The following is a 22,308-nucleotide window of genomic DNA, read 5'->3' on the forward strand; positions in this document are numbered from 1 at the left end:
CCTACATAGGGCCTGGGCTGCGGAGAAGATACCGTGCCGACTTCGTTACCCGGCGGCCGACCGGGCGTCGGCAGCCCGCACCGCCAGCACAGCCAGAATCAGCGCCATCAGTCCGAGCCCCACCGGATGCTCGACGAACCCGAACCCGAATGCCGTCGAGTTGCTCAACATCCGCGGCAGGGCAGCGTCGGCATCCACGGGCGCGGCCGGCAGCATAGGCGCCACCATCAGTCCTCCGACCGCCGCCACGACCCCCACGGCAATGCGCCGGGCCTCGCCCGGGACTGCGGACATGCCGAGCTTGCCGGGTGCCCTATCCGGCCTCAGTTCACGCGCCGCGCCGCCCAATGAGCTTGATGCCATGCCAAGCTCCCGACCGTGGCCGGCGGCGTGGATTGCGCCGTTCGGTCCCCGGTTGCGGGCCTCCGCATGGGCTGCGCTGGAGACCGCGTTCAGTTCCGAGTCGTGAGTGGGGGCCGGAGCCCGGAAGGCCGAGGCCACGACGAAGGCGGTGCACAGCAGGAGTGGGCCGGTCATGACGGCGGCGTTGGCCAGCAGGATGTCGGAGGCGTGGAAGGCCGCGCCCGAGGACTGGAGGCTGCCGAAGGCCGCGGTGCCGTCGGCGAAGCGAGGGCCGAACGCGACGAGGTCGCCGGGCAGCAGCGCCAGGGGCAGCCAGGCCGGAGCGCTCCAGGCGGGCACGCCCAGCACCGACGCGGCGTGGGCGGAGCCGGCGATGGTGGCCAATTCGAGCGTCAGCAGACCGCCGCCGACGGCGGCGCAGGTGGCTCGCCCTCCGCGGCCCGCCGCCACGAGCCGCCGCGCCCACCATGTCACGGCGACGGTGCCCGCGGCCCAGACCGTTACGGCCGGGGCGATGTCGGCCGCGCCCATGAACGGCATGATCGGCACGGGGTTGCCCGCGAGCAGGAACGCGAAGACGGCCAGGCCGACGAGGGCGGCTGACGCTCGAACCCGGCGCCCGGCCCAGCCGAGCAGGATCGCGGCCACGGTCAGCAACATGGGCGCGAACAGTTCGGTCGCGCGGGCGACATTGGCCACCACCGCGGCGCCCAGCGTCACGCCGGCCGCGACCGTTGCCGCCCGGCCCAGCCTGTGCGCCCGCTCCGGCCACGACGGGCCGTCGACCGTGGGCGAAACGGCCAGCGAGACGGCGAAGGCCAGTTTCCGGCGGTGACTTCCGGCGAAGGCGAGCTCGGCCAGCCACTCGTCGCGCATCACGCCGGCCAGGTCGCCGGGCCACCGCCGGGCCGCCGCGATGACCAGCGCCCGCGCCAGCCGATCCAGCGGCGAACCGCCCCGGCCCATCACGCCTCCCGCGCGCGGCGGGCGGTGGGGGTGACCGCGCGGGACATCTGCTGCTGCATCAGCGCGACCTCGCGCCGCGCGGCGACCAGGCCGTCGGCGGTGAGCAGGTAGTAACGCCGGCTCGGGCGGCCCTCGGCGACCGGGTCGATCTTTTCCCAGCGCGATTCCACCCAGCCGGCCCGTTCCAGCCGGGCCAGGATCGGATAGAGCGTGCCGCTGGGCAGACCGGATTCCTGCATCAGCTCGAGGCCGTAACGCTGCGCCTGCGGGTCGGCGAGCAGGCCGGCCAGCACCCGTAGCACCGACGCCGTGATCCGTGGCTCACCCATGTATGCACTCTACATAGGGGCGAAAAGCTTGATCGACAGGAGTAAGACTGTTTCATGCTTGTGTCGTTTCCGCGGCTTCTGGCCCGGACGCAGGGGTTCCGCCTAGGGCGCCCGCAACGCTTCACCGTGTCGGCGGACGGGAAGCGCCTTCTCTTCCTGCGCAGTGCGGGCGGGGAGGATCCCGTACGGCGGCTCTGGTCTCTGGATCTCGGGTCGGGGGAGGAGACTCTGCTGGCCGAACCGCCCGGCGCGACGAGTGCCATGTCGGCGACGGAACGGGCGCGACGCGAACGGGCGCGGGACCGGTCGGCGGGCATTTCGGATTACAGTGCCGATTCTGCCGTACGCCGCATCGCCTACACGGCCGGCGAGAAGCTCTTTGTCGTCGGCGAGGACCGAGAGCTTCCCGCCCGTACGCCGCTGACCGGCGCGACGCTCAGCCCGGACGGAACGCGCGTCGCCTACGTGCACGCCGGCGAGCTGCGGGTGATCGGGGCCGACGGCACGGGGGACCGGGCCGTCGCGACGCCGGAGACGGAAGACGTGACGTACGGGCTCGCCGAGCACGTGGCCGCCGAGTCGATGGGCCGGCATCGCGGGTTCTGGTGGGCCCCCGACGGCCGGAGCCTGGCCGTGGCCCGCGTCGACAACGAGCCGGTCGAGGTCTGGTATCTCAGCGACCCCAGCGAGCCGGCCCAGCCGCCGACCGCGCACCGCTACCCGGTCGCGGGCACGGCCAACGCCGACGTCCAGCTGTGGATCATGGGCGAGGGGGAGCCGGTCCGGGCCGACCTCGGGTGGGACGACTACGAATATCTCGTCGACGTCGTCTGGGACGGGCACGGGCTGATGGCGGTCGTGCAGAACCGGCCGCAGACCGTGCTGCGGGTGCTTGCCGTCGACCCGGCCACCGGGCGTACGGAAATGCTCGCCGAAACCACCGGCCCGAACTGGACGCACATCGCGCCCGGCTTCCCCCGGCGTACGGGGGAAGGCTCTCTGATCTGGACGGTCGACGACGGGGACACGCGGCGCCTGACCGTCGACGGCCGGCCGGTGACTCCCGACGGGCTGCAGGTGAGCGAATTGTGCGCGGTCGACGGGGGAACTGTGGTCTTCACCGCCTCCGACGAACCGGTCGAAATGCACGTCTGGTCGTGGTCGGCCGCCGACGGGCTGCGCCGGCACACCACCGAGCCGGGACGCCACGAGGCCTTCCGCGCGGGCGGCGCCACGGTGATCAACTCGGCCACGCTCGACGGCGTGAGCGTCACCTGGCCCGGCGGCACGGTCCGGGAGTTCGCCACCAGCTCGCCGGTCGTCCCCAAGGTGTCGCTGCTGCGGGCCGGCCGCCACGAACTGCGCACGGCGGTGCTGTTCCCGGCGATGTGGCAGCGCGGCGAGCGGCTGCCGGTGCTGATGGACCCGTACGGCGGCCCGGCCGGGCAACGCGCCGTCGCCGACCGCCGCTCGTACTACGTCTCGCAGTGGTTCGCCGACCAGGGATTCGCGGTGATCGTCGCGGACGGTCGCGGCACCCCCGGACGCGGGCCGCGCTGGGACCATGAGGCGCGCGGGCGTTCGGCGACCAAGCTGCTCGAGGACCAGATCGTGGCGCTGGAGACGGTGGCCGCGCTCTACCCCGAGCTCGATGTCGACCGGGTCGGCATCCGGGGCTGGTCGGCCGGCGGATATCTCGCCGCCCTGGCCGTGCTGCGCCGCCCCGACGTCTTCCACGCCGCCGTCGCCGGGGCCCCCGTCACCGACCTGCGGCTCTACGACACGCACTGGCAGGAGCGGTTCCTCGGCGACCCCCGGATCGACCCGGGCCCGTACGAGGAAGGCTCGTTGATCGCCGACGCCGCCACCCTGTCGCGGCCGCTCATGCTGATCCACGGCCTGCGCGACGACAACGTCTATCCGGTCCACACCATGCGGCTGTCGGCGGCCCTGCTCGCCGCCGGCAAGTCACACACCGTGCTGCCGCTGCCCGGCGCCAGCCACATGCCCCCCGACGCCGACCTGCTCACGCCCGAACTGCAATTCCTGCGCGCTGCTTTAGCCGCCCCGCACTGAGCTCGAACACCCGGTCGACCCGGTCGAGCCCCTCGGCGCGGTGGGTCAGCAGCAGCACGGTCCGCCCGTCCGAGGCGTCGAGCAGGTCGGCCATCAACGCCGCGGCGACCTCCTCGTCGAGCCCTTCGGTCGGTTCGTCGAGAATCAGCACCTCGGGCCCGGCCAGCAGGGCGCGCGCGGTGGCGAACCGCCGGCCCTGCCCACCCGACATCGTCGTGCCGCCGCTGCCCAGCCAGGTGTCCAGCCCGTGCGGCAGAGATTCCAGCCAAGTTCCCAGCCGTACGCGGGTCAGCGCGGCCCGCAACTCGTCGTCGCTCGCCTCCGGCCGGGCCAGGCGCAGGTTCTCGCGGACCGTGCTCGCGAAGATGTGATCGGTGTCGTCGCCGACCAGCACGACCCGTCCGCGGATGTCCCGCTCGGGCCGATCTTCGTGCGACATCGTGCCCGCGCGCGGGTCGAGCAGCCGGGCGACGACGGCCGCCAGCGTGGACTTGCCCGACCCGGACCGCCCGACCACCGCGACTTTCTCTCCCGCCGGGAGCTCGAGATCGAGGCCGCGGAGAGCCGGCTCGCGCGCCGGATCCCAGCCCGCGGTGACGCCGGTCAGCGTGATGCCGCCTTTTCCGGCGTTGCCGGCCCGGAACGTCACGCTGGGCGGTTCGGCGGTCAGGGCGGCGAGCCGCTTCTCGGCGCCGGCCGCCTGTTGCCGGGCGATGGCGGCGTCGGGCAGCGTGAGCACGGTCTCCCCGAGCACGACCGTCGCCAGCAGAAGGACCGCGGCCCATTCGGCGCCGGGCCCCGCCGTAAAGGCCACCCCGGTGACGGCGACACCCCAGCCCAGGTGCGCGAGCGCGGTGGCCCGGCCGGCGGCGTGCGCGGCCTTGGACTCCAGGCGGGCCAGTTCACGGCTGCGCCGATGCGGTACGCCGTGGCCGGCCAGATCCTCGATCCCGTCCACGGTCTCGACCATGGCATCCCCCAGCCGGGCGCGCGCGTCCCCGGTGGCCGCCTCGTCCCGCCGCGCTTGGCGTGCCGCCAGGGCCGGCGCCAGCACCCCAGCGATGATCAGCCCCACGGCCAGCGGCAGCACCGCCGCCGGGGCGGTCCAGGCGATCGCGCCCCCGGCGACCGCAGCCGTCACGACCGCGACCAGGGCTGGCAGCCGTCCCCGCAACAGCCCGTCGACCCGGGCGTCGACGTCACCGACCACCTGCGTGAGCAGCTCGCCGCGCCGCCGCAACCGCGGCCCCGGAACCCGCGGCACCAGCCCCGCGAAGACACGCGCCCGCCAGGCTCCGAGCCGCGCGAACGCCACATCGTGGGCCACGAGCCGTTCGAGATACCGCAGCAGCGGCCGGGCCACAGCGCTGCCGCGCACGAGCACGACGGCCGTCGACAGGCTCAGCACAGGCGGCAGGCTGGACGCCCGAACCAGAAGCCAGGCCGCCGCCCCGGTCAGCACAAGCCCAGCCAGCGACGACCCACTCCCCAGCGCGACCGCCACCCCGGACCGCCGCCACCAACTCGCCCGCAACCGCTCCCGCGAACCCGTCTCCGCCGCCGGCACTCCGCTGCGCCCGGCCGGGCCGCGCAGCGTGCCCGAACTGGCGCCGTCTGTCACGACCCCGGGCGTGTCGCCCCACGACGGATCGTCCCCGAGCAAGCCGCTTCCGGCCGTGGCGTGAGTGGCGACGTCCGTTGGAGTGGCGGCGCCTGGAGCTATGCGGTCCGGGCCGCCTCCGGCCGTGGGATGAATGGCGTCGCTGCTGCCCGTTGGTGCGTCGCCGTTTGAGTCCGCGGTATGCGGGGCGGCAGGATTTTCGGGCAGCGAGACGGCACAGTTTTCGGGGAGCGGAACGGCCGGGTCTTCGGACAGCGGAACCACACGGTCGGCGGCGGCGAGCAGCGCCGGGCGGTGGGCGACCACCAGGATCGCGGCGCCGGCCCTCGCCGCATCCCGCAGGCGGTCGATGACCAGAGACTCAGTAGTGCTGTCGAGATGGGCGGTCGGTTCGTCGAGCAGCAGGGTGACGGGTGTCCGTTCAGCGGACGGCTGGGGTGCGGCGCCGGCTCGGGAAAGCAGCGCGGCGAGGGCCAGGCGCTGGCGTTGGCCCGCCGACACGCCGGCGCCGCGTTCGCCCAGCGGGGTCCGGGGGGTCAGGTCGTCGGCGAGGCCTACGAGGTGGAGGGCCGCGCGGGCCTCGGCGGTGGATGCGAAAAGGTCGGCGACCACCCGGGCGTGGGGCAGTGTCGGTCGCTGCGGGAGATAGAGCGGGTTCACGGCCCGGGTCACGCCCGCCGTGGCCTCGTGCAGACCGGCCAGGACGCGCAGCGCGGTGGTCTTGCCCGCGCCGGACGGTCCGCTCAGCGCGATGATCTCGCCCGGACGCACGACCAGCTCATCCAGCACGACGGCGTCGCGAGTGGCCCCGGGATAACGGGCCCGCAGCCCGATCACGGCGACTCCAGCGCTTCGCTCCTCAAGCACGGCCGCCCCAACGGCGTCGCCCGATGAAGCAGCGACATGACTTCCGCCGGCAACCGCCGCGGACGCCTCCCCGATGGATGCTGCATCGTCGTGCCTCGTGCCCGCGTATGGGGCGGTGGCAGAGGATGCGGTGACGGCTTCCGCGGGCCTGGGTGATGTGAAGACGGCTGGGGACGTGGTGACGACTCGGGCGGGATCGGCTGAGGCAGCGGATGCGGTGGTGGCTCGCGTCGGGCTGTGCGAGGTGGCGTCCGCCGGGGACGCGGTGGCAGCTTGCGTGAGGTTGGTGGCGGTAGGGGATGCGGGTTGCGTGCGGTCGGCCGCGGTGGCGGCGGCATGGGCGTTGGGCGGCCGGACATCGGTGGCAGCGGCATGGGCGTTGGGCGGCCAGACATCGGTGGCGGCGGAATGGGCGTCGGACGGCCGGACATCGGTGGTGGCCGGGACGGTGCCGGGTGTCCTGTTGAGGTTCAGGGCTGGGCTGTCGGAGCCTGCCGACGACACCGCCGGGTGCCGCGGGGCCAGGACCTCGTCGACGTCGTTGATGACGGCTGTGGCGTCCGTCGAGGCGTGGTAGCGGGTGGCCATTTCGCGTAGGGGGCGGTACGCCTCGGGGGCCAGCAGGATCACCAGCAGGGCCGGGCCCAGGGACAGGTTGCCGGAGGCCACGCGCAGGCCGGCCTCTACGGCGATCAAGCCTACCGAGAGGGTGCCGACCAGGTCGAGGGCCGTCGACGAGAGGAAAGCGACCCGCAGGACGCGCATGGTGGCCGTGCGGTGCTGGTCGGTCAAATGTTCCACGACGGCGGTCTGGCGGTCGGCCCGGCCGAAGGTGCGCAGGGTCGGCAGGCCGCGGACCACGTCGAGGAAGTGGCCGGCCAGCCGGGCGTCGGCCTGCCAGCGGCGGCGGGCCTGGGTCTGGGTGGCCCAGCCGATCAGGGCGCCCAGCACGGGGATCAGCGGCAGCGTGACCAGCGCTATGCCGGCCGAGGTGGGGTCGACCACGGCCATCGCGGCGATGACCAGCGGGGGCAGGGCCACGCCCAGGACCAAGGCGGGCAGGTAGCCGCTGAACCACGGCTTCAGGGAGTCCAGGCCGGTGGTGAGCACCGCGGTCAGGCGGCCGGCGCCGAACGACGCCACCCAGGCCGGGCCGCGGCGGGGGAGGGCGTCGAGCATGGCGCGGCGCAGTTCGTCGGTCACGCGGGCGGCGGTGCGGCGGGCCACGACCTGTTCGGCCCACGACAGCGCGGCCCGTGCGAGGTAGGCGCCGCCGAGCAGGGCCGCGGGCCATCCGGGGCCCCGGGTGACCAGCAACGTCAGCGCCACCGCGACGGTCAGGGTGGCGCCGGCCTGGCCCGCTCCGAGGAGGGCCAGGCCGGCGATGCCCGTCCGGCTGGTGCGGGCATGACGCACCAGCCGGGGGTCCAGCGGCCCGCGTGGCGGGCGCGGCCGCTGGATCTCCGCAGCAGCCTGGAGAGAGGCCGTCGGAGCAACTGGGGAAGCGGGGGCGGGACGGGTCATGAGGGCACCCGTTCGCTGGCGACCCGGCGGCGGAAGACCCAGTAGGAGTAGGCCTGATAGGCCAGCACCCCGGGAAGGATCAGCACGCCGGCCCAGGTGATGAGCTCCAGGGCTTGGGGCGTGGCGGCGGCCGAGTCGCGGGTCAGGGACCAGGCCGGGTTGACGGTGCTGTGCAGGACGACCGAGCCGCGGGCGGTGAAGACGGCGACCACGGCCCCGGCCACCGCGACCGCCGTGGTGGCGAAGGCCAGGGCCTCGCGACCGGTCCGGGCCAGCAGGCCCGCGGCGAAGCTGAGCACGGCCGCGGCCAGCACCAACGGCGAGCTGGTGGCGATGCCGGCCACGACCAGGGCGGCGGCCCCGCCCGTGCCCAGCCACCGGGCGAGCACCCGGGCCCGGCGGCGCAGCGGCCCGCTCGTACGAAGGGAAAGGAACGTCGCCCCGAGCAGCAGCGCGGCGAACAGGGCGGCCAGCGCGCCGAGCAGGGCTTCCGGCGTGAGCAAGGGGCCGAGGCTGCGGGCGGGACCGGTGCCGGTCACCTGGCCGGCCGCGTCGAGGGCGAGGCCGCGGGCGAAGACGGCCAGCAGCGCGCCCCAGAGCAGCACGATGCCCAGCGACGCCGTGGCCAGCGCGATGTCGGCCCGGCGGCGGTAGCGCTCGCCGTCGCCCTTGCCGCGGAACTCCAGCGCCACGCCGCGCACCGCCAGCAGGAGCAGCAGCACGACCATGGGCAGGTAGAGCCCGGACAGCCACGCGGCGTACCAGGCCGGGAACGCCGCGAACGTCACGCCGATCGCGGCCACGAGCCAGACCTCGTTGCCGTCCCAGAACGGGCCGATGGTGCGTACGGCGGCACCCCGCTCGTGATCGTCGCGGCCCAGCACCGGACCGAGGATGCCCACGCCGAAGTCGAACCCCTCGAGCACGAAGAACAGCACCCAGGCCAGCACGAGGACGGAGAACCAGAAGGTGATCACGGAGAGGCTCCTCAGTAGACGGGCGCGAGTTCCGGCTGGTCCGACGGCGCGGGCGCCGGTGTGAGCGGCTGGCGGGCGAGATGGCGTACGAGCCGCAGCCAGACCACGGCGAGCACCCCGTAGACGACCGTGAACCCGGCCAGGGACAGCAGCACCTCGGAGCGGGTCAGCCCGGGCGAGATGCCGTCGGCGACCGTGGAGATGCCGAACGCGATCCACGGCTGCCGCGCGGTCTCGGTGAAGATCCAGCCGAAGGTGTTGGCCGCGGCGGGCAGCAGCGGGATCAGCGGCAGCCACCGGGTCAGCCATCGGGGCGCCTGACGATCCCGGCGCGTACGCCACAGGTAGAAGCCCGCGACCACCATGGCCAGCATGCCCGCGCCGATCATCAGGCGGAACGTCCAGAAGGCGACCGGGATCATCGGCACGTACGAGCCGGGGCCGAACTCGGCCGCGTACTGGGCCTGCAGGTCGTCGATGCCCTGGACGGTGGCGTTCGGATCGCCCTTGGCCAGGATCGACAGCAGCCACGGGATCTCCAGCGCGAACTCGGGCAGCGGCTTGCCGGTCGCGAAGACGGCGAACGGCGCCCCCGACGTGGTCTCGTAGAGCGCCTCGGCCGCGGCCATCTTCATCGGCTGGACCTCGGTGATGACCTTGCCGAGGTGGTCGCCGGTGAGCGCGGTGAACCCGCCGCCGGCCAGCGTGAGCCAGGCGCCGAGACGGGCCAGGATCCCGTACGCCGGGTCGGCCGCGAGACGCCAGACGCCCAGCGCGAGCAGCAGCGCCCCGCCGACCATCAGCGCCCCGGCCATGGTGTGCGGGAAAGCGGCCAGGTTGACCTTGTTAAGCATCAGCTCGGTGAACGAGGTGAGCCGGGCCCGCCCGGTGACGGGGTCGAGGGCGTACGCGACCGGATTCTGCATGAAGCTGTTGGCGGCCAGGATGATGAACGCGCTCAGCAGCGTGCCGGCGGCGACGATGACGATGCAGGCGGTGTGCACGAGCCGGGGCAGGCGGTCCCACCCGAAATACCAGAGCGCGAGGAACGTCGCCTCGAGGAAGAACGCGAGCATCCCCTCGATCGCCAGCGTGGGCCCGAAGACGTCGCCGTAGAAGTTCGCGAACGCGCTCCAGCCCAGCCCGAACTGGAACTCCTGCACGAGGCCGGTGACCACGCCGACCGCGAACGTGATGATCAGCAGCTTGCCGACGAACTTCGTCAGGTGCCGGTACTGCTCCTTCTTCGTACGCAGCCAGGCGATCTGCAGGCCGGCGGCGGTCGCGGCCAGGCTGATCGACAGCGGCACGAAGAAGTAGTGGTAGATCGTCACCACCGCGAACTGCAGCCGGGTCAGATCGAGCACGTCCATGTCGGCCCCCTCTACGACGTTCCGTAGTAGATACTACGCCACGTAGTACGACGTTGTGCAGTAGAGGCGGTATGCTCGGTCACATGGCTCTCGGAGATTTGGAACGCGAGGTCATGACGCAGTTGTGGGACGCCGGTGAGCCACTCACCGTGCGGCAGGTGCACGAGCGCCTGAGCCGTCAGCGCGACTTGGCCTACACGACGGTGATGACCGTGCTCGACCGGCTGGCCAAAAAGGGCGTGGTCCTCCAGCAGAAGGCCGACCGCGCCTACAAGTACGCTCCGGCGCAGTCCCGCGAGGAGATGACCGCCGCGGTCATGCTCGACGCGCTGACCGCCAGTGATGATCAGGACGCGGCCCTGGCCTATTTCGTCGGCCGGCTCTCGCCCGATGCGCTGGCCGCCGCCATCGAAGCCGCCGGGAAAAGGAAATAGGGCCGGCCGGGTGACCGCGCTGCTGCTGGGCGCGCTCGGCCTGACGCTGTCGCTGATCGTGCCCGGCATTCTGGCCGGTGCGCGCTGGCCCGACCGGGCGCCGGTGGCCGCGGTCGTGCTCTGGCAGTCGATCACGCTGACCGCGGTGCTGGCCGCCCTCGGCGTCGTGCTCGCCGCCCCCGAGGAGGTCACCCGGGCCGCCGGTTCGGGCCGTCCGGTGGCCGAGGTCGCCGTGATCGGCGCGCTCGCCGTGGCCGCGCTGATCATCCTGCGCCTGCTGATTTCCCTGTACGGGGTGAGCCGCCGCTCCCGGGCCCGCCGCGCCCGCCACCGCATGCTCGTCGACCTGCTCGACCGGGCCGAGCAGCACCGCGAGCTGGGCCCGGACAACCTGCGCGTGCTCGACGGCGCCCTGCCGCTGGCCTACTGCGTGCCCGGCCGTGAGCCCCGCGTTGTGCTCAGCCACGGCGTGCTTCAGGTGCTCGACCGGCCGCAGATCGACGCCGTGCTGGCCCACGAGCAGACCCACCTGCGGCACCGGCACGAGGTGGTGATGGAGTCGTTCACCGCTTTCTATCGGGCCGTCCCGGGCCCGCTGCGCAGCCGGCGGCCGCTCGACGCCGTGCACCTGCTGCTCGAGATGGTCGCCGACGATGCCGCCCGCCGCCGGGTCGGGGCCGGGCCGTTGCGGGCCGCGCTCGAGCGGCTGACCGATGCCGTCCCGCTCGCGGAGGACGTCGGAGCCGATCCCGGGGGTGACGCGCGCCGCCGCCGGCTCGATCGTCTCTCGGCGTCGCACACCCCGTCCGTCGCCCTGAACGTGGCCGCGGGGGCCGCGGCGGTCGGTCTGCTGGTGTTACCCACGGTGATCCTGGTCGTGCCCTGGCTCGATCGAGCGCTCGAAGCCTGGCCGCTCTAGTCACTCACCGTAGAACTCCGGGTGCGCAAAGTTCCGGCCTGATGCCGCTTTAGATAAGGACATGATCGGGAGTACCGTGTTGCACGGTCCGGCAGCCCCCCATCGTCCATCCCGGCCGATCTGACGGATCACCGCGCCCCGAAGATCAGCGATCAGCTGACCGGCCGGCGGAAGAGGGACGAAAGGAACCACACGCAGGTGCGTCGCGCCGCAGTAGTACGCAGCCTGGTCTGCGCCGTCGCCGCGGTCGGGATCGTCTTCACCGGACCCGCCGCCGCGCAGGCCACGCCCTCGCCGTCCTCGGTCGAGGCGCAGATCGACAAACAGTGGAACCAGCTCGAGCCGGTCATCGAGCAGTACAACGACGTGCACGGCAAGCTGCTCAAGAACCGGGCCCAGCAGAAGAAGCTCACGGCCCAGCTGACCCCGCTGCAGGTGCAGGTGGACGTGGCCATGCAGCAGGTGCGCGGGCTCGCGGTCGACGCCTACAAGCAGGGCTCGCCCAGCGCGCTCAACGCCATGCTGATCAGCGGCTCGCCGACCGGGCTGACCGACAAGCTGATGTATCTCGATCAGCTCGCCCGGCACCAGCAGGAGCAGATCGCCGACGTCGCGGCCCTGCGCGACAAGCTCGCGGCGACCAAGGCCGACCTGGACGTCGTGACCAAGTCGGTCGCCGCCCGCGACGTCGACCTGGCCAAGCGCAAGAAGGCGATCGAAGCCAAGATCACCTCGCTGCAGAAGCTGCGGATCCAGGCGTACGGGGCTTCGGGCGCCAACGACGGGCCGTTCAAGACGGGTCCGTGCCCGGTGGCGTACACCAACGACAAAGGCGGTCGCGCGGCCCAGCGCGCCTGCGACCTGGTCGGCCTGCCCTACGTCTTCGGCTCGGCCGGCCCCAACTCGTACGACTGCTCGGGTCTGACCCAGGAGGCGTGGGCGAGCGTCGGGGTGCACCTCGACCACTACACGAAGGACCAGTGGAACCAGGGCCGGCCCGTCTCGTCCGACGAGCTTCAACCCGGTGACCTGGTGTTCTACTACCCGGGCAGCCTTCATCACGTGGCCATCTACATCGGCGGCGGCATGGTCGTGCACGCCCCGCACACCGGTGACCACGTGCGGATGGCCACGATCGACCGGGGCCCGATCGCGGGTTACCGCCGACCGGGCTAGACACGCGTCGAAGCATTGATCGAAGGCCGTCGGGGCGGGATCCCGGCGGCCTTCGATCGTCGCCGGGCACGCGGCATAATGCGGTGTCATGAGCGACTCGCCCTTGATCGACAGTCTCGCCGCGGCCGTCGAGGCCCGGCCCGACGACCTGACGCTGCGCCTGCATCTCGCCGAGCTGCTGGTGGGGGCCGGGCGGGGCGCCGAGGCGATCGGGCACGCCGCTCAGGTGCTGGCCCGCGAGCCCGGCCACGCCGCCGCGCAGAAGCTGATGACCTCGGCGCTCGGGGGCCCGCCGCCCGCTCCGGCGCAGGAACCGGCGCAGGAACCGGCGCAGCAGAGCGTCGACTGGGCCGCGATGGAGCAGGACCTCGGCGACATCGTCCCGCCGCGCTTCTCGCACGAGCAGGAGCCGGTGCAGGGCCACGAGGACCGTACGTTCGACATCGAGACCTCCACGATCACGCTGGCCGACGTCGGCGGCATGCAGGAGGTCAAGAAGCGTCTGGAGATCTCGTTCCTCGGGCCGTTGAAGAACCCCAAGCTCCGTACGCTGTTCGGCAAGAGCCTGCGCGGTGGCCTGCTGCTCTACGGCCCGCCCGGCTGCGGCAAGACCTTCCTGGCCCGCGCGGTGGCCGGCGAGATGGGGGCCGCGTTCATCTCCTTGTCGATCACCGACGTGCTCAACATGTGGGTCGGCAGCTCCGAGCGCAACCTGCACGACCTGTTCCAGTCGGCCCGCGGGCACGCGCCCTGCGTGCTGTTCCTCGACGAGATCGACGCCCTCGGCCACAAGCGTAGCCAGCTCAACTCCTCGTCGATGCGTACGGTGGTCAATCAGCTGCTGACCGAGCTCGACGGCGTCGACGGCAACAACGACGGCGTGTTCGTGCTGGCCGCCACCAACGCGCCGTGGGACATCGACTCGGCGCTGCGCCGCCCCGGCCGGCTCGACCGCACCCTGCTCGTGCTGCCGCCCGACAAGCCCGCCCGCGCCGCGATCCTGCAGTACCACCTGCGCGACCGCCCGGTGGCCGGTGTCGACCTGGGCCGGGTGGCCGACGCGACCGAGAACTACTCGGGCGCCGACCTGGCCCACGTGTGCGAGACCGCGGCCGAGTTCGCCATGCGCGACTCCATCGCCAGCGGCGAGATCCGCATGATCAACCAGCAGGACATGCTGGCCGCCGCGCGCGAGGTCCGGCCGTCCACCGAGGGCTGGTTCGCCACGGCCCGCAACGTGGCGATGTTCGCCAACGAGTCCGGCGAGTACGACGACCTTGCGGCCTACCTGAAAAAGCGGAAGAGCCGGTGACCTCGCCGCCCTCGGCGTACTGGCGGGCGCAGCGGCTGGCCGAGGTCGGGCACTACGCCGAGGCGGAGCGGATCGCGCGCGAGGGCTTGGCCGAGTCGCCCGCCGACGGGTGGCTGCTCACCCTGCTCGCGTCGGTGCTGCGGCTGCGGCGCGACTATGCCGCCGCCCTGCGCGGGGCCGACGCCGCCGTCGCGGCCGCGCCGCAGCTGGCCGACGCGCACCTGGAGCGGGCGGAAAATCTGATCGTTCTCGTCCGGTCGAGGGACGCGATCGACGCGGCCGCCGAGGCCGTGCGGCTCGAACCCGAGGACGCGTCCGGGCATTTCGTGCTGGCCCGGGCGCTGGCCGCCGCGCGCCAGTTCGACCGGGCCCGCGCCGCCGCCGCGCACGGCCGCACGCTCGCCCCGCGCTCGGTCGAGGGACTGCTCACGGTGGCCGACGTGGAACGCGATGCCGGCCACCGGGAGCCCGCGCTGGCCGCGGCGCGCGCGGCGCTGGCCATCGACCCCGGCAACGCGTACGGGCGCTGGTTGATCGCCATGCTCGACGCCGAGCGGTTGCGGGTGCGCCGCTCGATGCGCGCGCTGCGCGAGGTGGCGCGGGACAACCCGGCTCGCGCCGACGTCGTCTCGATGACCTGGCCGATCCGGGGTGTGCTGAGCGGGCTGCGCCGGGGTCTGGCCGCGAGCGCCGGCCTGGTCTGTGCGCTGCTGCTGGTGGCCCACTGGTGGTGGCAGCCGGCCGGCCTGTTCGCGCGGATCGTGTCGGCGGTGCTGGCCGCGGTGATGGCCGGTTTCGCGGCCCGCGTGCTGGTCCCGGCCGGCCGCCTGCCGTGGCGCTGCCTGCGCCTGCTGCCACCGCTGATGCGCCGGGCGGACCTCGCCGGGCTCGCGCTCACCGGGACGGCGGTCGGATTGCTGGCGGTCTACGAGGCGGTCCCGTGGTGGCCGCTGCCGGTGATCGCGCTGGCCGTCACACCGCTGTTGTGGCTGCTCAGCCTGACCGAGCTGCTCGGCGCGGGCCTGGACGACCCGGGCAGCCGGCAGGCGCTGCGCGACTGGACCGACGAGCTGCGCGAGTGGTGGCGAACCACGAAGAAGGACCTGCGCGACGCCTGGGACGACGAGGCCGGACCGAAGAACGGCCCGGCCCCGCGATAGAACGTCCTACTTGTCGTCGGGCGAAGCGATGGTGGCCGCGGCGGGCGCGGGGCGACGAGCCGAACGCGCGTAGGCCAGCATCGCCACGATCAGCGCCAGCACCCCGGCGACCAGGCCGGCGAGGCCGAACGCGTCGGGGCCGTCGGACTCGTCGGCCGGGGCGGTCTCGGCCACGGCCGTGGCGGTCGGGGCGGCGGCGCCGCTGTCGGAACCCCCGGCCGCGGCCGCCGCCAGCTTGAGCACCGGGGCCGGCGACTCGGGCTCGGTGCCGTCGGTGGACGGCTCGTCGATCCAGCGCACGACCGTGCCGTCCGAGTAGGTCTGCAGCGTCTTGAAGATCATCTCGCCCGACTCGGGCAGCGGGCCCAGCGAGACGTCGAACTCCTGGAACTGGCCCGGCTTGATCTCCGACCCGGCCTTGGCCGTCCACGTGATCTTCGAGACGGCCTCGGTGATCTGCGCGCCGTGCGCCTCGAGCGGCTTGTCGAGCTTCGAAACCGTGCTGGCCACGTCCCAGCCGGTGACCGGCTTGACCGACACCGAGGCGACCGGCCTCTCGGCGGGCAGGTTGACCTCGATCTTGGTCGTCGACTCCTTGTCGGACTCGTTGGGCACCCGGAAGGTGACCTTGGAGTATCCGCCGGCCGTCGCGGTGTCGGGGTTCACCGTGACATGGGCGGCGGCGGGGGCGGCCAGCGCGAGGGTGAAGCCGAGGACGGTGGCGCCCACCAGAGCAGAGCGCTTGAGCAGGGACATCCTTGTCGAACCTTCCGTGGGGGACAGACCGGCGTACGGCATTGGTCGCTCCCGGCCACGAAATAGTTCCCGGCGAATTTTCTATTTCAGGGCGGGCAGCCGTACGTCGACCCGCAGCCCCGGAGCGGCATCGCTCAGCGTCACGATACCGCCGTGCCGGCGCACCAGTTCCCGGACGATCGCCAGCCCCAGCCCGGACCCTCCGGCGTCCCGCGCCCGGGCGTCGTCGAGCCGGGTGAAACGGTCGAAGACCCGTTGCCGGTCGGCCTCCGGGATGCCCGGCCCGTCGTCGGTCACGGTGATCAGCCGATGCGTCCCGTGGGCACTCACGGTCACCTGCACGGAGCTCTTCGCGTGCCGCACGGCGTTGTCGAGCAGGTTGGCCACCACCCGGCCCAGCGCGTCGGGCTCGCCGGTCACCTCCATCGGGGCCGACGGACGCACATAGGCGACCGACGGATAACGGTCGGCCACGTCGCCGACCAGCGCACCCAGGTCGACCGAGCGGAACGGCGCCGCGACCACCCGGCCGCCGCCGTCGTCCGAGCGGGCCAGCAGCAGCAGGTCGTCGACGAGCCGGCTGAGCCGGTCGACGTCGGTCAGCAGGTCGCCCGAGAGCGCCATCCAGTCGGTGTCGGGCAGCCGCTGCGCGACCTCGAGTTCCGTACGCATGTTGGTCAGCGGGCTGCGCAGCTCGTGCGCGGCGTCGGCCACGAACGCGCGCTGGCGCACCCGCGCCGACTCGAGCCGGTGCAGCATGCCGTTGAGCGTGACGGCCAGCCGATGGATCTCGTCGCGCGACTCCGGCACCGGCAGCCGGCCCTCCCGCGTGCCGCCGGTGATCTCCTCGGCCCCGGCCCGCAGCGCGTCCACCGGGTTCAGCGCGGCGCCCAGGGCCCGCCACAGCACGATCGCCAGCAGCGCGATGATCAGCGGGAACGTCACCAGCAGGGCCAGCCGCAGAATGTGCACCCCCTGGCGCAGGTCGTTGGTCGAGCGCGCCACCAGCACCCGCATCGGGTCGGTCGGCGGCCCGGTGCTCAGCATCACGACGCGGGCCTCGCCGCCGAGCCCGATCCGGCTGCCCGGGATGTCGCGCACCTCGCCGTCGGACAGCCCGCGCAGCTCGTCCTCGTGCAGCATCGGCACCAGCCGGTCGGCGGTGGCCGAGATCGCCAGCACCCGGCCGCTCGCGTCGATGACCTGCACCTGCATGGCCGGGTTGGCCTCGATCCGCTGGCTCAGCGACTTCTGGTCGATGAGCTTGACCACGCCCCGCGCGGTCTCCAGCGTCTCGGTGCTGATCGCGCGGAGCAGCGCCGAGTTGAGCACCCCGACCAGCAGCACGCCGCCCGCGGCCAGGCCGACGGTCAGCGCCAGCACCGAGACCAGCACGAGCCGGGCCCGGAGGCTGATCTCGCGGGGCCGCCTCATTCCACCGCTGCCAGCCGGTAGCCGGCGCCGCGCACGGTCTCGAGGCGCTCCCGACCGATCTTGCGGCGCACGTAGCCCACATAGACCTCGACGGCGTTGGGCGCGGTCTCGATGGCCGCGTCCCACACGTGGTCGAGGAGCTCGATCTTGCTGACCACCTCGCCGGGCCGGCGCATCAGGTATTCCAGCAGCGCGAACTCGCGGGCCGTGAGCGTCACCTCCTGACCCGACACCATCACCCGGCGCTCGGCCGGGTCGAGCTCGACGTCGCCGTGCCGCAGCACGACCGGGCGTTCGTGCACCCCGCGCCGCAGCAGCGCCCGCAACCGGGCCAGCAGCACCACGTACGAGAAAGGCTTGGTCAGATAGTCGTCGGCGCCGCAGTCCAGACCGTCGGCCTGGTCGTACTCGCCGTCCTTGGCCGACAGCATCAGCACGGGCACCCAGTTCTGCTCGGCCCGCAGCTGCCGCACCACCCGATAGCCGCTCAGCCTGGGCAGCATCACATCCAGGATCATCGCGTCGTAGCCGCCGTGCCGGGCCATCTCGAGCCCGTCCTGACCGTCGCCCGACACATCGACCGCGAAGCCCTCGGCCTGCAGTCCACGCTGCAGCGCGGCCGCTAGCCGCGCCTCATCCTCCACCACCAGCAACCGCACCTCATTACCTTTGCATGGGAGGGGCAACCCCTAGGGGCCGCTCTCAGCCCGGTCACAGCGGTGATGCCGCACTCTTGTGGCAGATCAACGGGAGGTGGACATCGTGTCCGTGTTCAGGTCAAGGTCGGCGCTTCGCTGGCTCGTGCCGTCGGCCGCAGCCGTCGTCGTCATCGGCGGAGGCGCCGCGGCGGGGACGATCATCGCGAGTGCCGATCCGTCGCTGCCCGAGCGCAGCGCCGCGCAACTCCTCGTCGACCTGCAGAACGCCAAGGTCGACGGTCTCAGTGGCACCATCGTGCAGAGCGCCGATCTGGGTCTGCCCAAGATCGCCGGGCTCACCGACGACGCGTCCGGCCAGCTGGGCCTGGCCAGCCTGGTCGCGGGCAGCAACACCGCGCGGGTCTGGTATGCCGGTGAGGACAAGGCCCGGATCGCGCTGCTGGGCACCCAGGGCGAGACCGACGTCATCCGCAACGGCCCGGACGTGTGGTTCTGGCAGTCGGCGGAGAGCGCGGCCACGCACCTCAAGGTGCCGGCCGGCGCGGAGAAGCAGCACCGGCCGGAGGCGCTGCCCTCGGGCATCCCGTCCACGCCGCAGGAGGCGGCCGACGCGGCGCTGGCGGCGATCGACGACACCACCGCGGTCAGCACGACCGGCGCGGCCAAGGTGGCCGAGCGGGACGCGTACGAGCTGGTGCTCAGCCCCAAGGCCCAGGGGTCGCTGATCGGCCAGGTGCGCCTGGCGATCGACGCCGAGAAGCACATTCCGCTGCGCGTGGACGTCTACGCCAAGAACGCGACCAGCCCGGCCATCCGGGTGGCGTTCCAGCAGATCAGCTTCGACACGCCCGATGCGCAGCAGTTCGTCTTCAACCCGCCGCCGGGCACCAAGGTGACCGAGGCGAACAAGGGCCAGATCGAGAAGGACATCGAGAAGTCGGCCAAGGAGAAGAACCCCGAGCTCGAGAAGGCTCAGGCCCGGGGCGAGGGCCCGAAGGTGATCGGCGAGGGCTGGGCGTCCATCGTGACGGCCACGCTGCCCAAGACCGACGCCGCCGGCAGCGACGAAGCCAAGCAGGCCGAGGGGATGCTGGGCATGCTGCCCGAGGCCAGCGGGACGTGGGGCAAGGGCCGGCTCTTCGCCGGGTCGCTGTTCAGCGTGCTGGTGACCGACGACGGCCGGGTCTTCGCGGGTGCGGTCGCGCCGGAGACGCTGTACCAGGCGGCCGCCAAGAAGTAACCGGTCTCCAATAGTTCTAGAACTCTCCCGGGCATCTGTGCAACACTGCCCAGGAGAGTTCTAGAACTTTGGAGGCGTGATGCCCACCCGCTCTTTGGATCACGAACCGGCGGCCGGTCGCTTCGGCGACTTCGGCGGCCGGTTCGTTCCCGAATCGCTCGTCCCGGCCTGCGACACCCTGGCCACGGCCTTCCGCGACGCCTGGGCCGACCCCGCGTTCCGCGCCGAGCTGGACGACCTGCTCGCCGTCTACGCCGGCCGCCCGACGCCGCTCACCCCGGCCCGCAACCTCTCGGCCCAGCTCGGCATCGAGCTGCTGCTCAAGCGCGAGGACCTGGCCCACACCGGCTCCCACAAGATCAACAATGTGCTCGGCCAGGCGCTGCTGGCCCGCCGCATGGGCAAACGCCGCATCCTGGCCGAGACCGGCGCCGGGCAGCACGGGGTCGCCGCGGCCACCGCCGCCGCCCTGCTCGGGCTGGAGGCGACGATCTTCATGGGGGAGCGGGACATCGAGCGCCAGCAGCTCAACGTCCTGCGGATGACCACGCTCGGCGCCACCGTCGTCCCGGTCACGACCGGCAGCCGTACGCTCAAGGACGCCACCAACGAGGCGATGCGCGCGTGGGTGGCCGATGTGGACGACGCCCACTTCCTGCTCGGCTCGGTCGGCGGCCCCCACCCGTACCCGTGGATGGTGCGGGAACTGCAGCGGGTCATCGGGGACGAGGCGCGAAAGCAGAGCCCGTACGTTCCCGACGTCGTGGTGGCCTGCGTCGGCGGCGGCTCGAACGCGGCCGGCACCTTCGCCGGTTTCGAGGACACCCCGGCCCGGCTGGTCGGGGTCGAGGCGGCGGGCGGCGCGGCCATCTCGTTCGGCCGGCCCGGCGTCGTGCACGGCGCGCGCTCGATGGTGCTGCAGGACGCGGACGGTCAGGTCGCCGAGGCCACCTCGATCGCCGCGGGCCTCGACTACCCGGGCATCGGCCCCGAGCACGCCTTCCTGCACGCCTCCGGCCGCGCCGAATACCACTCGGTCAAGGACGACGAGGTGGTCGTGGCGGTGCGCCGGCTGGCCCGCGCCGAGGGCATCATCGCCGCCCTCGAATCGGCCCACGCGGTGGCCTGGATCCTGCGCGAGGCGGGCGGCCCGCTGCTGCCCACCGGCTCGCGGGTGATCCTCACCCTGTCCGGGCGCGGCGACAAGGACATGGCGACGCTGGGAGAGGTGGCATGAGCGACTGCACCGGAGTCAGCGAAGCGCCCGCAGGGCCAGGAGGGCATGCCCGGGTGGACAGCATGAGCGACTGCACCGGAGTCAGCGAAGCGCCCGCAGGGCCAGGAGGGCATGCCCGGGTGGACAGCATGAAAAAGCTCCTGGTTCCGTATCTGACCGGCGGCGTCACCCCGAACTGGATCGACTACCTGCTCGCGCTGCAGGAGGCGGGAGCGGACGCGGTCGAGATCGGGCTGCCGTTCTCCGACCCGATGCTCGACGGCGCCACCATCCAGCAGGCCTCCGACCGGGCGCTGGCCCGCGGCGTCACGGTCGGCTCGCTGCTGGCCGAGATCAAAGCCGCCCCCGTACGCGTCCCGCTCATCGCCTTCACGTACGCCAACCTGGTCTTCCGGCCGGGCGCCGAGGTGTTCTGCCGGCAGCTGGCCGAGGCCGGGTTCCGCGGGCTGATCGTGCCCGACCTGCCGCTGGACGAGGCCGGCCCGGTCGAGGCCGCCGCCGCCGGGGCCGGCATCGAGCTGACGCTGCTGGTCGCGCCGGTGACGCCGGACGACCGGCTGGCCGAGATCGTGGCTCGCAGCCGCGGCTACGTCTACGCGATCAGCCGCATGGGCACGACCGGCGAACGTGACGCCCTCGCCTCCTCGGCGGCCACCCTGGCCGCCCGGATCAAGGCCGTCACCACGCTGCCCGTGCTGGTCGGTTTCGGGGTGTCTGGGCCGGAGCAGGTGGCCGAGGCGGGACGCGCCGGGGACGGTGTGGTGATCGGCTCGGCCCTGATGCGTAGGGTTCTCGACGGAGCCACGCCGGCCGACCTGGGTGCCGAGGTCACGGCGTTGCGCGCCGCCCTCGACCGCGCCGACCAGGAGGCCACCGCTGACCACGCCTCGTATTCCGAAGTATCAGGTCATCGCGGCTGACCTGAGCGCCAAGATCCGGGGCGGGGAGCTGCCGCCCGGCTCGGCCCTGCCCCCGCAGAAGGAGCTGAGCGGCTCCTACGGCGTCACGCTGGCCACGCTGCGGCAGGCGCTGCAGCAGCTCGAGGCCGACGGTCTGCTCTCCCAGCAGCCCGGCCGGGGCACCTTCGTCGCCGAGCCGCGCGCCGCCTACCGTCTCGACTCGCTGCGCGGTTTCGCCGAGGATCTGCGGGCCCAGGGTCACCTGGTCACCACGCAGATCCTCGGGCAGGCGGTGGGCACGCCTCCGGGGTGGGCGGCGGCGCATCTGGGCGAGCGGCCCCCGGCCGTACGCCTCGAACGGCTGCGGTTGCTGGCCGGCCGGCCCGCGGTGCACCAGGTGTCGTGGATCCGCGGCGCCGTGCTGGCCGAGGCCGACCTCAGCGGCACCTCGCTCTATCAGGCGCTGGCCGACCACGGGGTGGCCGTGCACCGGGCGAGCGAGGCCGTGCGGCCGGGCGCTCTCGACCAGACCACCGCCGCCCTGCTGCGGCAGCCGGCGGGCACGCCCGCGTTTCTCTCCGAGCGCGTTACCTACGGCCTCGACGACCGGGCCCTGGTGGCCGACCGGGCGACGATCCTGGGCACGATGATGGAGATCCGCACCGAGCGGGCGGTCACCGGCCTGTCGATCAGCTGGGCTCAGCTGGCGTAGCGCTTCTCGGCCCGGGCGCGCGCCTTGATCGCCTCGACCTCGCGGTTCTTCGGCGGGGCGGTGGTGACCAGCTCTTCGAGCAGCTCGGCGGTGGCGGCGGCGACCGCGGCGACCGCCCGGTCGAATGCGGCCTGGTTGGCCTGCGACGGCTTGGTGCTGCCGGCGACCTTGCGCACGTATTGCAGGGCGGCGGCGTGCACCTCGTCCGGCGTCGCGGGCGGTTCGAAGTTGTGCAGTTGGTGGATGTTGCGGCACACGGCGGGACCTCCGGGCG

Annotated in this window: 19 protein-coding genes; 10 read left to right on the plus strand and 9 right to left on the minus strand. The window is 72.8% G+C overall.

Going from position 1 to position 22,308, the window contains the following annotated elements:
• Window positions 1–45: 45 nt before the first annotated feature.
• Window positions 46–1,329, minus strand: a complete 1,284-nt coding sequence (locus ACZ3I4_RS34165) for a hypothetical protein (RefSeq protein ID WP_465386205.1) — start codon at window positions 1,327–1,329, stop codon at window positions 46–48.
• Window positions 1,329–1,658 (minus strand): PadR family transcriptional regulator, encoded by a 330-nt coding sequence (locus ACZ3I4_RS34170; protein ID WP_465386206.1) that lies wholly within the window; start codon window positions 1,656–1,658, stop codon window positions 1,329–1,331. Before ACZ3I4_RS34170 ends, ACZ3I4_RS34165 begins: the two co-directional genes overlap by 1 nt.
• Before the next feature lie 126 nt (window positions 1,659–1,784).
• On the opposite strand from ACZ3I4_RS34170, the gene ACZ3I4_RS34175 reads away from it, so the two are divergent.
• Window positions 1,785–3,734 (plus strand): S9 family peptidase, encoded by a 1,950-nt coding sequence (locus ACZ3I4_RS34175; protein ID WP_465386207.1) that lies wholly within the window; start codon window positions 1,785–1,787, stop codon window positions 3,732–3,734.
• On the opposite strand, the gene cydC is transcribed toward ACZ3I4_RS34175, so the two are convergent.
• The 3 genes from cydC to ACZ3I4_RS34190 form a co-directional block, all read right to left on the minus strand.
• Window positions 3,685–7,638 (minus strand): thiol reductant ABC exporter subunit CydC, encoded by a 3,954-nt coding sequence (cydC, locus tag ACZ3I4_RS34180; RefSeq protein ID WP_465386208.1) that lies wholly within the window; start codon window positions 7,636–7,638, stop codon window positions 3,685–3,687. The two genes, ACZ3I4_RS34175 and cydC, sit on opposite strands and share 50 nt — an antisense overlap.
• 104 nt (window positions 7,639–7,742) lie before the next feature.
• Window positions 7,743–8,723 carry a cytochrome d ubiquinol oxidase subunit II gene (cydB, locus tag ACZ3I4_RS34185; protein ID WP_465386209.1) on the minus strand — a complete coding sequence of 327 codons (981 nt, stop codon included), beginning with the start codon at window positions 8,721–8,723 and terminating at the stop codon, window positions 7,743–7,745.
• A gap of 11 nt (window positions 8,724–8,734) precedes the next feature.
• The gene (locus tag ACZ3I4_RS34190; protein WP_465386210.1) at window positions 8,735–10,096 is read right to left on the minus strand and encodes a cytochrome ubiquinol oxidase subunit I; all 1,362 of its coding nucleotides are present in this window, start codon (window positions 10,094–10,096) and stop codon (window positions 8,735–8,737) included.
• A gap of 83 nt (window positions 10,097–10,179) precedes the next feature.
• Here ACZ3I4_RS34190 and ACZ3I4_RS34195 point away from each other — a divergent pair, with 83 nt between their 5' ends.
• From ACZ3I4_RS34195 to ACZ3I4_RS34215, 5 genes are all read left to right on the plus strand, one after another.
• Window positions 10,180–10,530, plus strand: a complete 351-nt coding sequence (locus ACZ3I4_RS34195) for a BlaI/MecI/CopY family transcriptional regulator (protein WP_465386211.1) — start codon at window positions 10,180–10,182, stop codon at window positions 10,528–10,530.
• Window positions 10,531–10,540: 10 nt separating this feature from the next.
• Complete coding sequence (locus tag ACZ3I4_RS34200; RefSeq protein WP_465386212.1) at window positions 10,541–11,449, plus strand: M56 family metallopeptidase; 909 nt, start codon at window positions 10,541–10,543, stop codon at window positions 11,447–11,449.
• A gap of 198 nt (window positions 11,450–11,647) precedes the next feature.
• Window positions 11,648–12,625, plus strand: a complete 978-nt coding sequence (locus ACZ3I4_RS34205) for a C40 family peptidase (protein ID WP_465386213.1) — start codon at window positions 11,648–11,650, stop codon at window positions 12,623–12,625.
• Between the two features lie 88 nt (window positions 12,626–12,713).
• Window positions 12,714–13,937: an ATP-binding protein gene (locus ACZ3I4_RS34210; protein WP_465386214.1), complete on the plus strand. Its 1,224-nt coding sequence runs from the start codon at window positions 12,714–12,716 to the stop codon at window positions 13,935–13,937.
• Window positions 13,934–15,097: a hypothetical protein gene (locus ACZ3I4_RS34215; protein ID WP_465386215.1), complete on the plus strand. Its 1,164-nt coding sequence runs from the start codon at window positions 13,934–13,936 to the stop codon at window positions 15,095–15,097. The genes ACZ3I4_RS34210 and ACZ3I4_RS34215 overlap by 4 nt, the downstream gene beginning before the upstream one ends.
• 6 nt (window positions 15,098–15,103) lie before the next feature.
• Here ACZ3I4_RS34215 and ACZ3I4_RS34220 read toward each other — a convergent pair whose 3' ends face one another.
• From ACZ3I4_RS34220 to ACZ3I4_RS34230, 3 genes are all read right to left on the minus strand, one after another.
• Window positions 15,104–15,853, minus strand: a complete 750-nt coding sequence (locus ACZ3I4_RS34220; protein ID WP_465386216.1) for a YcnI family protein — start codon at window positions 15,851–15,853, stop codon at window positions 15,104–15,106.
• A gap of 81 nt (window positions 15,854–15,934) precedes the next feature.
• Window positions 15,935–17,287 carry an ATP-binding protein gene (locus tag ACZ3I4_RS34225; RefSeq protein WP_465386217.1) on the minus strand — a complete coding sequence of 451 codons (1,353 nt, stop codon included), beginning with the start codon at window positions 17,285–17,287 and terminating at the stop codon, window positions 15,935–15,937.
• Window positions 17,284–17,946 (minus strand): response regulator transcription factor, encoded by a 663-nt coding sequence (locus ACZ3I4_RS34230; RefSeq protein WP_465386218.1) that lies wholly within the window; start codon window positions 17,944–17,946, stop codon window positions 17,284–17,286. The genes ACZ3I4_RS34225 and ACZ3I4_RS34230 overlap by 4 nt, the downstream gene beginning before the upstream one ends.
• Before the next feature lie 103 nt (window positions 17,947–18,049).
• Between ACZ3I4_RS34230 and ACZ3I4_RS34235 the strand changes: the two genes are divergently transcribed.
• The 4 genes from ACZ3I4_RS34235 (at window position 18,050) to ACZ3I4_RS34250 (ending at window position 22,034) form a co-directional block, all read left to right on the plus strand.
• Window positions 18,050–19,186: a LolA family protein gene (locus ACZ3I4_RS34235; protein WP_465386219.1), complete on the plus strand. Its 1,137-nt coding sequence runs from the start codon at window positions 18,050–18,052 to the stop codon at window positions 19,184–19,186.
• A gap of 79 nt (window positions 19,187–19,265) precedes the next feature.
• Window positions 19,266–20,423: a tryptophan synthase subunit beta gene (gene trpB / locus ACZ3I4_RS34240; protein WP_465386220.1), complete on the plus strand. Its 1,158-nt coding sequence runs from the start codon at window positions 19,266–19,268 to the stop codon at window positions 20,421–20,423.
• A gap of 128 nt (window positions 20,424–20,551) precedes the next feature.
• The gene (trpA, locus tag ACZ3I4_RS34245; protein ID WP_465386221.1) at window positions 20,552–21,343 is read left to right on the plus strand and encodes a tryptophan synthase subunit alpha; all 792 of its coding nucleotides are present in this window, start codon (window positions 20,552–20,554) and stop codon (window positions 21,341–21,343) included.
• A complete protein-coding gene (locus ACZ3I4_RS34250; RefSeq protein WP_465386222.1) occupies window positions 21,243–22,034 on the plus strand; it encodes a GntR family transcriptional regulator in 792 nt (263 codons plus the stop codon). Before trpA ends, ACZ3I4_RS34250 begins: the two co-directional genes overlap by 101 nt.
• On the opposite strand, the gene ACZ3I4_RS34255 is transcribed toward ACZ3I4_RS34250, so the two are convergent.
• Entirely contained in the window at window positions 22,022–22,291 is a 270-nt protein-coding gene (locus ACZ3I4_RS34255) for a DUF2277 domain-containing protein (protein WP_465386223.1), read from the minus strand. The two genes, ACZ3I4_RS34250 and ACZ3I4_RS34255, sit on opposite strands and share 13 nt — an antisense overlap.
• Window positions 22,292–22,308 lie beyond the last annotated feature (17 nt).

The organism is Actinoplanes sp. NPDC021490, from assembly GCF_055562135.1.

What these genes read in the sequence shown, in the direction of transcription:
- ACZ3I4_RS34165 (WP_465386205.1), bottom strand. Translation starts at nt 1,329, where the DNA reads ATGGGCCGGGGCGGTTCGCCGCTGGATCGGCTGGCGCGGGCGCTGGTC.
- ACZ3I4_RS34170 (WP_465386206.1), bottom strand. Translation starts at nt 1,658, where the DNA reads ATGGGTGAGCCACGGATCACGGCGTCGGTGCTACGGGTGCTGGCCGGC.
- ACZ3I4_RS34190 (WP_465386210.1), bottom strand. Translation starts at nt 10,096, where the DNA reads ATGGACGTGCTCGATCTGACCCGGCTGCAGTTCGCGGTGGTGACGATC.
- ACZ3I4_RS34195 (WP_465386211.1), top strand. Translation starts at nt 10,180, where the DNA reads ATGGCTCTCGGAGATTTGGAACGCGAGGTCATGACGCAGTTGTGGGAC.
- ACZ3I4_RS34210 (WP_465386214.1), top strand. Translation starts at nt 12,714, where the DNA reads ATGAGCGACTCGCCCTTGATCGACAGTCTCGCCGCGGCCGTCGAGGCC.
- ACZ3I4_RS34220 (WP_465386216.1), bottom strand. Translation starts at nt 15,853, where the DNA reads ATGTCCCTGCTCAAGCGCTCTGCTCTGGTGGGCGCCACCGTCCTCGGC.
- ACZ3I4_RS34225 (WP_465386217.1), bottom strand. Translation starts at nt 17,287, where the DNA reads ATGAGGCGGCCCCGCGAGATCAGCCTCCGGGCCCGGCTCGTGCTGGTC.
- trpB (WP_465386220.1), top strand. Translation starts at nt 19,266, where the DNA reads ATGCCCACCCGCTCTTTGGATCACGAACCGGCGGCCGGTCGCTTCGGC.
- trpA (WP_465386221.1), top strand. Translation starts at nt 20,552, where the DNA reads ATGAAAAAGCTCCTGGTTCCGTATCTGACCGGCGGCGTCACCCCGAAC.